The organism is Streptomyces sp. NPDC087420, assembly GCF_044744165.1.
In the GTDB taxonomy this organism is placed as follows: Bacteria; Actinomycetota; Actinomycetes; order Streptomycetales; family Streptomycetaceae; genus Streptomyces.
Genome location: NZ_JBIUXU010000003.1, coordinates 415,992 through 431,491, shown reverse-complemented (window position 1 = coordinate 431,491; position 15,500 = coordinate 415,992). Strand labels below are relative to the sequence as shown.

Sequence of the window (15,500 nt, the reverse complement as noted above, 5' to 3'; positions counted from 1 at the left end):
GTGGGCCGCGCGTTCTCGGTGACCGGGTTGCGGTCACGGTTGTCCTCAATCGCCGGACAGGCTTGATTTTGCCGCTGCGGGCCGGCTTCTATCCGCAGGCCGGTTGCCGGGGGCCGGGCAGGGGCCGTGTCCTGCACTGCATGTTTTACGTCGCGTTCAGCAACTCCCATTTCTAACGTTCGCCATGCGACACAAAACACGCTCTACGTTCCGGACACGACCCCTGCCCGTCCCCCTTCCAGGCCCGCGCCAAAACAACCCGGCCCGCTCCGGGTCTTTAAGCCCGTCCGGCGCTTGAGGACGCAGTAACCCGTACCCGCCCACCGCGCAGGGGCACAATCCAGCCCGTCCGGCGCTTGAGGACATGAGTAGGCCGCGCCCAGCACCTGGCGTCACGCCGGCGGAACGTGGCCCACCTGGAAGACCAGCAGCGCCACGTCGTCCCCCGGCGGCGCCCCGTCGAAGTCGTGCACCGCCCGCCGTATCCGCTCCGCCACCCCCTCCGCCGAAAGCCCCACGCACCGCTCCAGCGCCCGCGCCAGCCCATCCCCGTCGTCGAGCATCCGCCGCCCCGAGCGCCGCTCGGTGACGCCGTCCGTGACGCACAGGAGCGTGTCCCCGGGGCCCAGGTCGAACGTGCGGCTCTGGTACGAGACGTTCTCCTCGACCCCCAGCAGCAGCTGCGGCGCCGCGGCGGGCGTGACCGTGCCGTCGGGTCTCAGCAGCAACGGCAGCGGATGCCCCGCGCTGGCGAGCGTGCACCGGGCACCCCCGCGGGGCCCGGGCAGCGGCATCAGCTCCCCGTACAGGAGCGACAAGAAGCGCGGCCGGCTCTCCTCCCGGGGACCGCCCTCCCGGGACCCGCCCTCCGGCAGCGCGGCGACCGCGGCCGCCGCCTCCGTCGCGTCGTCCAGGAGCAGCCGGTTGAGCCGGTCGAGGACCGCGCCGACGCGGTACCCCTCGCGGGCCAGCAGCCGCAGCCAGGGGCGGGCGAGCCCGGTGACGACGGCGGCCTCAGGACCGCTGCCCTGGACGTCGCCGAGCATGAAGCACCACCGGCCGCCGGGCGGGCAGGGGAAGATGTCGTAGAAGTCGCCGCCCGCGAGCCCCTCGTCGCTGGGCTCGTACACCAGGGCGCTCTCGACGCCGGGGATGCGCGCCACCTGGCTCGGCAGCAGTCCGCGCTGGAGGACCCGGCTGATGGTGGCCTGCCGGGTGTACCGGCGCGCGGCGCCGATCGCCAGGGCGACGCGCCGCGCGAAGTCCTCGATGAGGGCGGACACCTCGTCGGGCACGCGGGTGCGGCCCGCCCCGCCGAGCAGCAGCGTGCCGAGCGGACGCCCGTTGGCGACGAGCCGGCAGGCGAGGGCGGCGCCCTCGTCCGTACCGTCCTCACCCTCGCCGTCCGGCCACGGCACCGGCACGGCCACCGGGACAGGACCGCCCCGCAGGGACTCCGGCAGCCGGGGCAGTTCCTTCCGCAGGGACTCCTGTTCCAGGACCGTGCGCAGGTCGTCGATACGGGACTCCTCGGCGTGCCAGACCCGTGCGAGCCGGGGCGCCGCCCCCGCCTGCCCGCCCTCGACGTCGAGCCAGACCGCGCACCAGTCCCCGAGCCTCGGCACGAGCAACTGGCAGGCGAGCGCCGCGACCAGGTCCTCGTCGAGCTGCCCGGCGAGCAGGTCGGAGGCCTCCGCGAGGAACGAGAGCGCGGCGCGGCCGACCCAGTCGGGGTCGTCCCGTACGGCGCGGCGGGGCGCGGGGGTCAGGATCTCGGCGGCGCGCAGTTCCCGCCGTACCACCGGCTCGGCCTCGGGCCCACCGGCACCCACACCTACGCCGGTGCTCTCAGGGGCCTCAGAGGCCCCAGAGGCCTCTCCGGTATCCCCGTCGGCCCCGGCGCCACCGGGGCTCTCCCCAGCCGTCACAGGCGCCCCAGGGGCCGCTCCCGCCCCGTCCCTCACATCGAGCGGCAACCGCGCCCACACCGTCTTCGTCCCCGACCGGTACGTGATCCCCCAGCGCTCGGCGAGCGCGGCGACCAGTTCGAGGCCCCGCCCGTACTCCGGCGTCCCGGCCGGCGCCCGCCCCCGCCCGTCGCTCTGCACGCCACGGGCGGGATGGTGGTCGGACACCTCCAGGACCAGCGCGGCGCCCGCCTCGTCCGGCCCGTCGTCGCCGGCCGAGGGGTCCTGCGCGGGGTCTTCGAGCCGGCAGAGCAGCTCGACGTCGGTGCCCGCGTGCACCACCGCGTTGGTGACCAACTCGTCGACGATCAGCACCGCGTCGTCGGCGAGCAGGTCCGTGCTGTGCTGCCCGGGGGAACAACCGCTCTCCCCCTGGCAGAAGATGCAGGTGGCCAGCAGCCCGATGCTCGTCCAGTCCGCCAGCGCCGCCCGCGCGAAACGGCGGGCGGCGGCCGGGGCCAGGGGGTTGCCGGGCAGGCTGGTGCGTGACGTGGACCGCGCGTCCTTGCGTAACGGCACCTGCGGTGCCGGTCGACGTGTGGTCTCGCGCGGGATCGGAATGCGACCCACTGTGCGGCTCCTGGTCCGGTTCCGGTTCTGGCGTTGCGCCGCTTACGATCCCGACAGAGTGACAGACGGAGGCCGTCCGTACGCGCCGAGTCATGGAAGTGACACCGACCGGCAGCGACCAAACCGCCGGAACGGCGTGCGAACACGCCCCGGACAGAGCATTCTTGCCTCGCTGGCCGAACAGGGCCGGACAAGGAGCCCGGAATGAGCAGAACCGCGCCCGCCGAGGATCGCGCGAGCATCCTCCTCGTGGACGACATGGAGGACAACCTCGTCGCGCTGGAAGCGGTCCTGGCCTCCCTCGACGAGCCTCTCGTACGGGCCAGTTCGGGCGAGGAGGCGCTGGCTGCGCTGGGACGGCAGCCGTTCGCGGTGATCCTGCTGGACGTCCGGATGCCGGGCATGGACGGCTTCGAGACGGCCACCGCGGTCAAACGGCTCGACCACGCGAAGGACATCCCGATCATCTTCCTCAACGGGTCGGACTCCGACGGCGGTTACGCGTTCCGGGGATACGCGACCGGCGCCGCCGACTTCCTCACCAAGCCCTTCGACCCGTGGGTACTGCGCGCCAAGGTCCGGGTCTTCCTCGAACTGCACCGGGGGAAGCGCCAGTTGGAGCGGCTGCTGGCGAGGGAGCAGGAGCAGCTGGGAGTGATCGGGGACCGGCTGGCGGCGATCGAGAAGGAGCTGGCCCAGGGCGAGCCGAACGATCTCGCGGTCCTGGGCCATCAACTGAGGCGCATCGAGGACACGTTGGGCGAGCTGCGGCGCGAACGGGGCCAGTGAACGAGGTGGATACGGAGCGGATGCGAGGCGGAGAGGGGGCGCCCGTACCGGAGAACCCGGCCGGCCGCCCCGCCCTCGTCAGGACGCCTTGGATCCCGCGTACATCTCGTCCAGCAGGTCCCTGTACTCCCGCTCCACCACCGGCCTCTTGAGCTTGAGGCTCGGCGTCAGCTCGCCGTGCTCGATGTCCAGGTCGCGCGGCAGCAGCCGGAACTTCTTGACCGTCTGCCAGCGCTGGAGCCCCTCGTTGAGCCGCTGCACATAGCCGTCGATGAGCTGGACGACCGCGGGCGAGGCCACGACGTCCTCGTACGCCTTGCCCGCCATCCCGTTCTCCGCCGCCCAGCCGAGGATGGTGGGTTCGTCGAGCGCGATCAGGGCCGTACAGAAGTTACGGTCCGCGCCGTGCACGAGGATGTTGGAGACGAACGGGCACACCGCCTTGAACTGCCCCTCGATCTCGGCCGGCGCGATGTACTTGCCGCCCGAGGTCTTGATCAGGTCCTTCTTGCGGTCGGTGATCCGCAGATAGCCGTCGACGGACAGCTCGCCGATGTCACCGGTGTGGAACCACCCGTCGGCCTCCAGCACCTCTTCGGTCTTCTCGGGCAGCCCGTGATATCCGGCCATGATCCCCGGACCGCGCAGCAGGATCTCCCCGTCGTCGGCGATCCGCACCTCGGTGCCGGGCAGGGGCTTGCCGACGGTGCCCGTGCGGTACGCCTCACCGGGGTTGACGAAGCTCGCGGCGCTGGACTCGGTCAGTCCGTAGCCTTCCAGGATGTGGATCCCGGCGCCGGAGAAGAAGAAGCCGATGTCGGGGGCGAGCGCGGCGGAGCCGGAGATGGCGGCGCGCAGTCTGCCGCCGAACGCGTCGCGGAGCTTGGCGTAGACGAGCGCGTCGGCGACCTTGTGCTTCGCGGCGAGGGCGAAGGGGAGCGACGCCCTGCCCGTACGGCGGAAGTTGTCCTGGGAGATCTTGGCCGACTCGCGGGCCAGTTCGGCGGCCCACTGGAAGATCTTGTACTTGGCGCCGCCGCCGGCCCGCGCCTTGGCCGCGACCCCGTTGTAGACCTTCTCGAAGATCCTGGGCACGGCGGCCATGTAGGTCGGCCTGACCACCGGCAGATTCTCGATGATCTTGTCGACCCGGCCGTCCACGGCGGTGACATGCCCGGCCTCGATGTGCCCGGAGGTCAGCACCTTGCCGAAGACGTGGGCCAGCGGGAGCCACAGGTACTGCACGTCGTCGTGACGGATCAGGCCCGTCCCCACGGTGGCCTTGGCCATGTACGACCAGTTGTCGTGCAGGAGCCGCACGCCCTTGGGGCGGCCGGTGGTGCCCGACGTGTAGATCAGGGTGGCCAGCTGGTCCGACCGGATGGCGCCGAGCCGTTCGGTGACGGCGTCCGGGTTCTTGGCGAGGAGCTCACGCCCGCGGCTCTCCAGGTCGGCGAGGGAGAGCACCCAGCCGTCCGGGTCGCCCTCGGCGGGGGACGCGTCGGCCGCGTCGATGACCACCACGTGGGCGAGGTCCGGCAGGTCGGCCCGGCGCTCCCGCGCCTTGGCCAGTTGGGTGGCGTCCTCCGCGATCAGCACCCGGCTCCCGGAGTCGGCGAGGATGTACGCGCACTCCTGGGCGTTGGTGGAGGGGTAGACCGTGGTGGTCGCGGCGCCCGCGCACATCACCCCGAGGTCGGTGAGGATCCAGTCGACGCTGGTGGCGGCGGCGAGCGCGACGCGCTCCTCGGGCCGTACACCCAGCCCGATCAGGCCGGCCGCGACCGCGTACACCCGCTCCGCGGCCTCGCCCCAGGTCAGCGAACGCCAGTCGTCGGGGCCCTCGCCGGAGGCCGGGGGGACCGGGTAGCGGTACGCCTCCGCGCCGGGCGTGGCCGCCACGCGCTCAACGAAGAGGACCGCCACGGAGGGCGGCCGGTTCTCGATCAAGTTCTGTGTGTCGCTCACGGCATCCTCCGGGCCCGTCCGCAGCGCTACGTGACGGACTGCTGTTCCAACTGTCGAGTAACTAACTCGCGAGTAACTACCGATCTGTGATCAGACTAGAGGCCGACCGGCCGGTACGTAAGTGCCTGTGCGCCGCCGCTTCCCCGAAAGCGACCGGTGGGCCCGCACGCCTCGGCGTGGGGCCCACCGGCGGAGCGCGCGACGGACTACTTCTTGGCCTTGCCACCCGACTCGTCGCTGGACAGCACCGAGATGAAGGCCTCCTGCGGGACCTCCACGCTGCCGACCATCTTCATCCGCTTCTTGCCTTCCTTCTGCTTCTCCAGCAGCTTCCGCTTACGGGAGATGTCACCGCCGTAACACTTGGCGAGGACGTCCTTGCGGATGGCGCGGATGGTCTCGCGCGCGATGACCCGCGAGCCGATCGCGGCCTGGATCGGGATCTCGAAGGCCTGGCGGGGGATGAGCCCGCGCAGGGTGGCGACGAGCCGCACGCCGTACGCGTACGCCGCGTCCCGGTGCGTGATCGCCGAGAAGGCGTCGACCTTGTCGCCGTGGAGCAGGATGTCGACCTTCACGAGCTGCGCCGACTGCTCACCGGTCGGTTCGTAGTCGAGCGAGGCGTATCCGCGTGTCTTGGACTTCAGCTGGTCGAAGAAGTCGAAGACGATCTCGGCGAGGGGCAGGGTGTAGCGGATCTCCACCCGGTCCTCGGAGAGGTAGTCCATGCCGAGCAGCGTGCCGCGGCGGGCCTGGCACAGCTCCATGATCGAGCCGATGAACTCGCTCGGGGCGAGGACCGTGGCCTTGACGACCGGCTCGTACACCGCGTCGATCTTCCCCTCGGGGAACTCGCTCGGGTTGGTGACGATGTGTTCCTTACGGTCCTCCATCACCACCCGGTAGACCACGTTGGGCGCGGTCGCGATCAGGTCGAGGCCGAATTCCCGCTCCAGCCGCTCGCGGATCACGTCGAGGTGCAGGAGGCCGAGGAAGCCGACGCGGAAGCCGAAGCCCAGGGCCGCGGAGGTCTCCGGCTCGTACACCAGCGCGGCGTCGTTGAGCTGGAGCTTGTCGAGGGCGTCGCGCAGCTCCGGGTAGTCCGAGCCGTCCAGCGGGTACAGGCCGGAGAACACCATCGGCTTGGGGTCCTTGTAGCCGCCGAGCGCCTGGGTCGCCCCCTTGTTCAGGGTGGTGATCGTGTCGCCGACCTTGGACTGCCGGACGTCCTTCACGCCGGTGATGATGTAGCCCACCTCACCGACGCCGATGCCGTCGGCCGGGGTCATCTCCGGGGAGGAGACCCCGATCTCCAGCAGCTCGTGGGTGGCGTTGGTGGACATCATCCGGATGCGCTCACGCTTGTTGAGGCTGCCGTCGATGACACGGACGTAGGTGACCACCCCGCGGTACGAGTCGTAGACGGAGTCGAAGATCATCGCGCGGGCGGGCGCGTCCGCGTCGCCGACCGGCGCCGGTACGTCCCTGACCACGCGGTCGAGCAGCGCGTCCACGCCGACGCCGGTCTTCGCCGACACCCTGAGGACGTCGTCGGGCTGGCAGCCGATGAGGTTGGCCAGCTCCTCGGCGAACTTCTCGGGCTGGGCGGCCGGCAGGTCGATCTTGTTGAGCACCGGGACGATCGTGAGGTCGTTCTCCATCGCCAGGTACAGGTTGGCGAGGGTCTGGGCCTCGATGCCCTGCGCGGCGTCCACCAGGAGGACCGTGCCCTCGCAGGCGGCGAGCGAGCGGGAGACCTCGTAGGTGAAGTCCACGTGGCCCGGCGTGTCGATCATGTTCAGGACGTGGGTCTTCCCCACGTCCTCGCCCGTGTTGGGCGCCCAGGGCAGCCGGACCGCCTGGGACTTGATCGTGATGCCACGCTCGCGCTCGATGTCCATCCGGTCGAGATACTGGGCGCGCATCTGCCGCGAGTCGACAACACCGGTCAGCTGGAGCATCCGGTCGGCGAGGGTCGACTTGCCGTGGTCGATGTGCGCGATGATGCAGAAGTTGCGGAGCAGCGCCGGGTCCGTACGGCTCGGCTCGGGCACGTGGGTAGGGGTCGCGGGCACGCAGGGTCCTGATTCTTGAGACGCGCGGCGTCTCGTCTCGGGTCGACTCGGATCGATACGTAGCCCCTATCGTCCCATGGGTACGGGGCTGCGGCCGGTTTGGGCCGCGTCGGCGGTGGCTGGTAGCCTGAGCAGCTGTGTCCCGTGCCGTCTCGGTCCGGGACACTCACTCGAAGATCATCAAACCTGAAAAGGCTCATTCGTGGCGAACATCAAGTCCCAGATCAAGCGGAACAAGACGAACGAGAAGGCGCGCCTGCGCAACAAGTCCGTCAAGTCCGCGCTCAAGACCTCGATCCGCAAGGCTCGTGAGGCGGCTGTCGAGGGCGACGTCGAGAAGGCCACCGCGGCCGCTCGTGAGGCGTCCCGCCAGCTCGACAAGGCCGCCTCCAAGGGTGTCATCCACAAGAACGCCGCCGCCAACAAGAAGTCGGCGCTGGCGTCCAAGGTTGCCGCCCTCCAGGCCTGAGCACCCGCTCCACATGATGTGATCGCCGGAAGGGACTCAGCGGGCCCTCTCTACCGCTCCTGACCGGCGGACCCAGGATTCGCACACGACTGCGTTCGCCACGCGGGTGCGGATCCACCAGGTTTGACGTCGAAGGCCCCGGGGCCGTCCCTCCCAGGACACCCCCGGGGCCTTCGTCACGCTCCCGAACGTCACGCTCCCGATGCCCGCCCTACGGGGAGGGTCCTCAATCGCCGGACGGGCTTGAGGTCACTACCGACCGGCCCGCGCCGCGCGGGCGATCGCGACGACCGCCTTCTCCAGCGCGTACTCCGGATCGTCCCCTCCGCCCTTCACCCCCGCGTCCGCCTCGGCGACCGCCACCAGCGCCGCCGCCACCCCGTCCGGGGTCCAGCCGCGCATCTGCTGCCGCACCCGGTCGATCTTCCACGGCGGCATGCCCAGCTCGCGGGCGAGGTCGGCGGGCCGGCCGCCCCGCGCCGAGGAGAGCTTCCCGATGGCCCGGACGCCCTGCGCGAGCGCGCTGGTGATCAGCACGGGCGCCACCCCCGTCGACAGCGACCAGCGCAACGCCTCCAGCGCGTCGGCCGCACGCCCCTCCACGGCACGGTCCGCGACCGTGAAGGAGGAGGCCTCCGCGCGGCCCGTGTAGTAGCGCGCGACGATCTCCTCGTCGATCGTGCCCTCCACGTCCGCCGCCAGCTGCGAGACCGCGCTCGCCAGCTCCCGCAGATCGCTGCCGATGGAGTCGACGAGGGCCTGGCACGCCTCGGGGGTGGCCGAGCGGCCCAGCGTACGGAATTCGGAGCGGACGAAGCTCAGGCGCTCCGCGGGCTTCGTGGTCTTGGGACACGCGACCTCGCGCGCGCCCGCCTTGCGCGCCGCGTCCAGCAGCGCCTTGCCCTTGGCCGCGCCCGCGTGCAGCAGGACGAGCGTGATCTCCTCGGCGGGCGCGTCGAGGTACGCCTTGACGTCCTTGATCGTGTCGGCGGAGAGATCCTGCGCGTTCCGCACGATGACGACCTTGCGCTCGGCGAAGAGCGACGGGCTGGTCAGCTCGGCGAGCGTGCCGGGCTGGAGCTGGTCGGAGGTGAGATCACGGACGTCCGTGTCGGCGTCGGAGGCGCGGGCCGCCGCCACGACCTGCTGCACGGCGCGGTCGAGCAGCAGGTCCTCCTGGCCCACGGCGAGCGTGAGCGGGGCGAGCAGGTCGTCGGGGGAAGCTTTTCTGGTGGCCATCGCGAACCAGCATGGCACGCCCCGCCGACACTCCCCCCGCCACCGGCCACCGACCGCGCGCGGACCGGCGGCCCACCCGCCACGGCGCCTCGCACCACCTCGCGGACACGCCCTACGGCGCGCCTACGGCGCGCCTACGGCGCCTCGCGCCACCCGTCCCAGTCCGCCACGAAGGCGTCCAGCTCGGCGGTGTCCAGGCGGGCCCGCGGGTCCTCCACGACCACGAGCCACTGCGCGTCCTCCGCGTCGTCCTCACCGGCCAGGGCGTCCCGTACGAGCTGGGGCTCCTCGGTCACGGCGAACCGCTCGCCCAGCTCCCGCGCCACCTCCTCCGCGGCGTCACGGTCGGGCAGCACCAGCACATGCCTCACGTCGCTCACCCCCGCATTCTCCCGTTCTCCCGCTACCCCTGTCCCTTGGGCACGATCTGGATGTCGAGGTCGATCCTGATGCTGGAGCCGACGACAGCGATCCCCCGCGCCAGCATGGACTGCCAGTTCACCGTGTAGTCCTCCCGGTGCAGCTCGGTGGAGGCGCGGACGGCCACCCGGGTCTCGCCCTCCATGCCGTTGCCCATGCCGAGGTACTGCGCTTCGAGGGTGACCGTACGGGTCACCCCGTGCAGGGTGAGCGCCCCGGTGATCGCCCAGTTGTTCCCCCCGCGGTGGACGAAGCGGTCGCTGTAGAACTCCAGCGTCGGGTAGTTCGCCACGTCGAGGAAGTCGGCCGACCGCAGGTGGTCGTCGCGCATCTGCACGTTCGTGTCGATCGAGGCGGCGCCGATGATGACGTGCATCGCCGACTGCTCGATCGTCTCGCCGATCCGGATGGCCCCGGCGAAGTTGTCGAACCGCCCGTGCACCCGCGCGAGTCCGATGTGGCGCGCGATGAACCCGATGCGGGAGTGGGCCGGTTCGATCTCCCACTCGCCGGGGGCGGGCAGCGGGAGCGAGGGCGCGATCTGGAGGGTGATGTCGCCGAGTCCGGCGTGCTGGCCGTCGTCGGCGATCGAGACACTGCCCCGGTACGAGCTGAAGCTGTCGGCCGACACCGCCAGCCGGTACTCGCCGTTCGGGACCATCGCCACGATCGTCCCGAACGGATCGGTCTCCCCGCTCACGATCTTGCGCCCGTTCCCGTCGGTGACCGTGAACTCGGCCTGCCGGACGGGCTCGTTGACGGGATCGAGAACACGACAGGTGAGCAGGCCCGCACCGGTGGGCACCGTCAGTCCCGCGAGTGGATTGCTCTTCTGGTGAGCGGCCGTCCGTCGGCCGAGCAGGCGACTGATCATGCGCTACGTACCCCTGTGCGTTGGGCTCTGCGGGGCCGCGCACGGCAGTACGTCCTCGGCGGGGCGGCGGCCCATGACGAATAGGCATTCGATCACCCCTGCGTCGTTCGAGGCAAACGTACGCCGGAGTACGGAGTCCGGTATTACCGGCCGTTATTGAACCGTGTCCGATCAAGGTCCCCACACCCCCGTTCCCATCCCCGCGACCAGTGTCACGACTGGCCAACGCCCACTGTCACGTCCGGCAGCCGGCCATGACGGACCCGGCCCCGCACCCGGCCACGACCCACGAGAACAAGACATTCTCGACCGGTCCGTGGCCCCCTCGTCCCCACCCTCCCCCGTCATCCCGGCCGGCCCCTCGGCCCGCCCCTCGGGCCCCGTGGCACCGCGCGCAGACCGCGTCCGGTCCCGGTGACCGCGATCGCCCCGTCGGTGTCCGTACGGAGCACCGCCGCGCCCCCGGCCCGCAGGGCGCCGACCGTCCGGGGCGAGGGATGCCCGTACAGGTTCTCCGCGCCGACGGAGATCAGGGCCAGCCGGGGACGGACGGTCCTGAGCAGGCCGGGGTACTGGAAAAGGGAGCCGTGGTGGGCGACCTTGAGGACGTCCACCGGGGGCAGCGCCGGATGGTCACGCAACAGCCCTTGCTGCGCCGGGGGTTCGAGGTCTCCGGGGAGCAACAGCGTGGGCCCGCCCGCGATGCGCACGAACAGGGTGACGCTGGCGTCGTTCGGCTCCCCCACCACCGGATCCGCCCGGGGCCACAGCACCTGCCAGCTCAGCGGCCCCACCCTGCGCCGCTCCCCCGGTCCCGCCCGGACGACGGGCACCCCTGCCGCTGCAGCGGTTCTCCTGACAAACGCGCTCTGGTCCCGGGGTTCCTGGAGCGGCGTCGTCTGGATCGCGCCGACCGCGCGGCCCCGCAACACCCCGGGCAGTCCGGCGACATGGTCGGCGTGCAGGTGGGTGAGCAGCAGCAGAGGTACGCGCGTGACGCCGAGGTCCCGCAGGCAGCGGTCGGCGAGGAGCGGATCGGGACCGGCGTCCACGACCACGGCCGTGCCGTCCCCGGCCGCCAGGACCGCGCTGTCGCCCTGGCCGACGTCGCACATCGCGACCGTCCAGCCCGGCGGCGGCCAGCCCGTCACCAGCCGGGTCAGCGGAGGCGGCCGCAGGATCACGAGCAGCAGGAGCACCGCGCAGCCCGCGGCGGTCCAGGGGTGGCGTGGGATCCGCCGGGCGGCGAACAGGACGAGGACCGTCAGGCCGGCCAGCAGCAGCCCGCCCCACCAGCCCCCGGGCCAGCCGGCCTCGGCGCCCGGGAGGGCGGCCCCGCGCCGGGCCACCGAGGCGATCCACCCCGCCGGCCACCCCGCGCACCGGGCGAGCGCCTCGGCGACGGGCATCGCCATCGGCGCCACGGCGAGGGCGGCGAAGCCGAGCACGGTGGCCGGGGCCACGGCCAGCTCGGCGAAGAGATTGCACGGGATCGCCACCAGGCTGACCCGGGCCGCGAACACCACCACGACCGGCGCGCACACGGCCTGCGCGGCCCCGGCGGCGGCCAGCGCCTCGGCGAGCCGGGGAGGCACCCCGCGCCGCTCCAGCGCCGCGCTCCAGCGGGGCCCGAGCGTGAGCAGCGCGCCCGTGGCCAGGACGGAGAGCAGGAATCCGTAACTCCGCGCCAGCCAGGGGTCGTACAGCACCAGGAGCAGGACGGCGCCGGCCAGGGCGGGGATCAGCGACCTGCGCCGGCCCGTACCGATGGCGAGCAGGGCGATCGCCCCGCACGCGGCGGCCCGCAGCACACTCGGATCAGGCCGGCAGACCACCACGAAGGCGAGCGTGAGCGCCCCGCCGAGCAGCGCGGTCGACCGCAGCGAGATCCTCAGCCTCGGCGCCAGTCCGCGCCGTTCGGCCCTGAGCGCGAGTCCCGGCGGGCCGATCAGCAGGACGAGGACGATGGTGAGGTTGCTCCCGGAGACGGCCGTCAGGTGGGAGAGGTCCGTCGCCTTGAACGCGTCCTGGAGGTCGGGCGGGATCCGCGACGTGTCGCCGACCACCAGCCCGGGCAACAGCGCGCGGGCGTCCGCCGGCAGCCCCTCGGTCGCCTCCCGCAGCCCGGCCCGGAGCGCGCCGGCCACCCGCTGTGGGCGGGACGGCGGCCCGGTGACCCGGGGCGGCCCGGCCCCCTCCACGCGCAGCGAGGCCGCGTACCGGTCGTCCCCGTACAGCGGCGGCGAGAGCCGCCCGGTCAGCCGCAACCGGGTGGAGGGCAGCACCCCCTGCCACCGCCCCGCGTACGCGCCGGGCGTGGCGAGCACGAGCACCGGCGTCCGCCCTGCGGTGACCGCACCGTCGGGCGCCGTCACGCGCGTCACCTCGGCCTCCAGGAGGAACGCGCCACCGGACATCCGGTCACCGAACACCCTGGGCCGGGTGGGCCGTGGATCGGAGGTGACAACCGCCTCGACCGTCACGCGTGCGTACCGCTCCGCCAACCCCACCACCGGCCCCCGCCTCAGATCGGCCCCGTACAACCCGGCGGAAGCCGCCCCGGCGGCCCCACAGAGCAACACCCCAGCGAGAGCCACCCCATTGACCCGCCCCCACCGCACCCCAGCCGGAACGAGCCCGTGGGACCGCCCCCGCCGCACATCCACTCCCCCGAGCGGGCCGGGCCCGGACCCGCTCCCCCGCCCCGCAGTCCTCCCCCGCCCCGCAGTCCTGCTCCGCGCCGCCTCCCGTTGCCACCGGCCGCCTCCGCCCGTCCCCCGCATCGCCGTCCGGATCAGGACCAGCCCGGCCATCAAGAGGCAGGCGAGGACTCCCACAGCCGTCCAGAGGCCCGGAGCACCCAGCACCAGGGCCGCCGCCGCCCAGGCCGCCACGGCCGGTGGCACCAGGCGCAGGTCCGGCGGACCCTCCTGGCGGGGGTTCGCAGCCCCCAGGGGGTTGTCCGAGGCCGCGTGGACCGCCGGGCGCGTCGGGCGCGTCGGGCCGATCGGGCGTGTCACGGCCGGACCAGCGCGCGGAGATCGGCGAAGCGGCGGTCACCGATGCCGTTCACCTCGCGCAGCTCGTCCACGGACCGGAAACCGCCGTGCTCGGTGCGGTAGTCGAGGATGTGCTGGGCGAGCACCGGGCCGACGCCCGGCAGCGTGTCCAACTGCTCCGCCGTGGCGGTGTTGAGGCCGACCGGTTCCGCGGGGCGCGGGCCCCCTGTCGGCGCGACCGCAACGGGCGGGGCCGGTACGCCCACCACCACCTGTTCGCCGTCCATCAGCACCCGCGCCCGGTTCAGCGCGGTCGTGTCCGCGCCCGGCTCGACGCCCCCCGCCGCACGCAGCGCGTCGGCCACCCGCGACCCCGCCGGCAGCCGCAGCACCCCGGGCCGTCTGACCTTGCCGCCCACGTCGACCACCACACGGTCCGTGGCCGCCGCCGAGGGCGGTGACGACGGCGGAACCACCGCCGCCGCCCGAACCGTCTGCGGCGCCTGGACCGGCCTCGGCCGCGCCGACCAGAAGTGCTGGGCCGCCAGGACCCCCGCCACGACCAGCACCACGGCGAGCGCGGCGAGCGCCCTGGGCTCCAGACCGCAGCGGAGCTGAAGCCACAACGGCAGCCGGTCACGGACCGCCAGGGCCACCCGCTCCCGCCTCCGGCCCGCCGTCGGGCGTTCCGGCGTCGCCGACACGGACGGCGCCGCTGACGCCGGCAGTTCGGCGCGTGTGAACGGCGCGGCGGGAGCCGCGACACCTCGCGGCCGCGCCGCAACCCGCAGGCCCTCCCCCGTCCGCCTCGGCGGTGACAGTCCGCCACCGTTCGGCCCATCGGTGAACAGCGCGTCCGCCCGGAGCCGCAGCGTCGTGGAGGTCGTGGACGACGTGGATCCGCCCCCGCGAGAACGCGTGCGGAGACGGCGGCCGTACCGCGCACGGCTGTCGGAGCCCGGCGCCCGGCCCGGGCCACTGGTCGGGGAACTGGTCACGGAACGTGTTCGGAATGTCATGCCTCAACACGTTAGGCACATCCGCCGAACCTCGCGGATCACCCTCAATTCCGGTGGACAACCGACCCGTTGTGGATAACTCCGTCACCCACACGTGTCTCCCCACGTATCGCCCGCACGTGTCAGCCACGCATCAGCGCGGCGAGATCACAGCCCCCAGCAACCCCGGCCCGGTGTGCGCCCCGATCACCGCGCCCACCTCGCTGACGTGCAGGTCCATCAGCCCCGGAATCCGTTCCCGCAACCGCTCGGCCAGCGCCGTCGCCCGCTCGGGCGCCGCGAGATGGTGCACCGCGATGTCCACCTGACCCGTCCCGGCGCGCTCCGCGACGATCTCCTCCAGCCGGGCGATCGCCTTCGACGCCGTCCGTACCTTCTCCAGCATCTCGATGCGCCCGCCCTCCAGCTGCAACAGCGGCTTCACCGCCAGGGCCGAGCCCAACAGCGCCTGAGTCGCGCCGATCCGCCCGCCCCTGCGCAGATAGTCCAGCGTGTCGACGTAGAAGTACGCGGAGGTTCCGGCGGCCCGCTTCTCCGCCGCCGCCACCGCCTCGTCCAGCGTGCCGTCCGCCTCCGCCACCTCGGCCGCCGCCAGCGCGCAGAACCCGAGCGCCATCGCCACCATCCCGGTGTCCACCACCCGCACCGGCACCGGAGCCTCCTTGGCGGCCAGTACGGCGGCGTCGTAGGTACCGGAGAACTCGGCGGACAGATGGAGCGAAACGATCCCGCTCGCGCCGGCCTCGGCGGCCGTACGGTACGCGGCGGCAAAGACGTCGGGGCTCGGCCGGGACGTCGTCACGGAGCGTCGCTTCTGGAGGGCGATCGCCAGCGAGCGGGCCGAGATCTCCGTGCCCTCTTCCCACGCCCGGTCGCCGAGCACGACGGTCAGCGGAACCGCGGTGATGCCGTGCCGCTCCATCGTCTGGGGCGGCAGGTAGGCCGTGGAATCGGTGACGATCGCGACATGGCGGGACATGAGCGGGAGGTTACCCGCCGTCGCCCCCGGTCGGCAGCCCGGGACCGCCTCAATGATCGCTTCCGTCCGGACCGGCGTCGAATCCGTCACTTACAGGTCCCGTGTCCCGTCACTTCAAGATCCACCTACCGG

The 15,500-nt window shown here is 72.4% G+C and carries 11 protein-coding genes; 2 read left to right on the top strand and 9 right to left on the bottom strand.

Features of this window, described 5'->3' with window-relative positions:
• Positions 1-392 precede the first annotated feature (392 nt).
• Positions 393-2,537 (bottom strand): SpoIIE family protein phosphatase, encoded by a 2,145-nt coding sequence (locus ACIO1C_RS08030; RefSeq protein WP_401859729.1) that lies wholly within the window; start codon positions 2,535-2,537, stop codon positions 393-395.
• Positions 2,538-2,741: 204 nt separating this feature from the next.
• On the opposite strand from ACIO1C_RS08030, the gene ACIO1C_RS08025 reads away from it, so the two are divergent.
• On the top strand, positions 2,742-3,326 hold the full coding sequence (locus ACIO1C_RS08025; RefSeq protein WP_401859728.1) for a two-component system response regulator: 585 nt from the start codon (positions 2,742-2,744) through the stop codon (positions 3,324-3,326).
• Between the two features lie 78 nt (positions 3,327-3,404).
• Here the strand turns inward: ACIO1C_RS08025 and ACIO1C_RS08020 are convergent, their stop codons facing one another.
• Entirely contained in the window at positions 3,405-5,294 is a 1,890-nt protein-coding gene (locus tag ACIO1C_RS08020) for an AMP-dependent synthetase/ligase (protein WP_401859726.1), read from the bottom strand.
• 206 nt (positions 5,295-5,500) lie between these two features.
• Entirely contained in the window at positions 5,501-7,369 is a 1,869-nt protein-coding gene (gene lepA / locus ACIO1C_RS08015) for a translation elongation factor 4 (protein WP_401859724.1), read from the bottom strand.
• A gap of 202 nt (positions 7,370-7,571) precedes the next feature.
• Here lepA and rpsT point away from each other — a divergent pair, with 202 nt between their 5' ends.
• Positions 7,572-7,838: a 30S ribosomal protein S20 gene (rpsT, locus tag ACIO1C_RS08010; protein WP_161312545.1), complete on the top strand. Its 267-nt coding sequence runs from the start codon at positions 7,572-7,574 to the stop codon at positions 7,836-7,838.
• 252 nt (positions 7,839-8,090) lie between these two features.
• Here rpsT and holA read toward each other — a convergent pair whose 3' ends face one another.
• The 6 genes from holA to ACIO1C_RS07980 all read right to left on the bottom strand — a co-directional run bounded on the left by holA (position 8,091) and on the right by ACIO1C_RS07980 (position 15,368).
• Positions 8,091-9,077 carry a DNA polymerase III subunit delta gene (gene holA, locus ACIO1C_RS08005; RefSeq protein ID WP_401859722.1) on the bottom strand — a complete coding sequence of 329 codons (987 nt, stop codon included), beginning with the start codon at positions 9,075-9,077 and terminating at the stop codon, positions 8,091-8,093.
• Positions 9,078-9,211: 134 nt separating this feature from the next.
• Positions 9,212-9,457, bottom strand: a complete 246-nt coding sequence (locus ACIO1C_RS08000; protein WP_327236685.1) for a hypothetical protein — start codon at positions 9,455-9,457, stop codon at positions 9,212-9,214.
• 23 nt (positions 9,458-9,480) lie between these two features.
• Positions 9,481-10,371 (bottom strand): YceI family protein, encoded by an 891-nt coding sequence (locus ACIO1C_RS07995; protein ID WP_401859720.1) that lies wholly within the window; start codon positions 10,369-10,371, stop codon positions 9,481-9,483.
• Positions 10,372-10,715: 344 nt separating this feature from the next.
• Entirely contained in the window at positions 10,716-13,379 is a 2,664-nt protein-coding gene (locus ACIO1C_RS07990; RefSeq protein WP_401859990.1) for a ComEC/Rec2 family competence protein, read from the bottom strand.
• Between the two features lie 8 nt (positions 13,380-13,387).
• Positions 13,388-14,074, bottom strand: coding sequence for a helix-hairpin-helix domain-containing protein (locus ACIO1C_RS07985; RefSeq protein ID WP_401859718.1), 687 nt, complete (start codon positions 14,072-14,074; stop codon positions 13,388-13,390).
• Positions 14,075-14,522: 448 nt separating this feature from the next.
• Positions 14,523-15,368, bottom strand: a complete 846-nt coding sequence (locus tag ACIO1C_RS07980) for a DegV family protein (protein ID WP_401859716.1) — start codon at positions 15,366-15,368, stop codon at positions 14,523-14,525.
• Positions 15,369-15,500 lie beyond the last annotated feature (132 nt).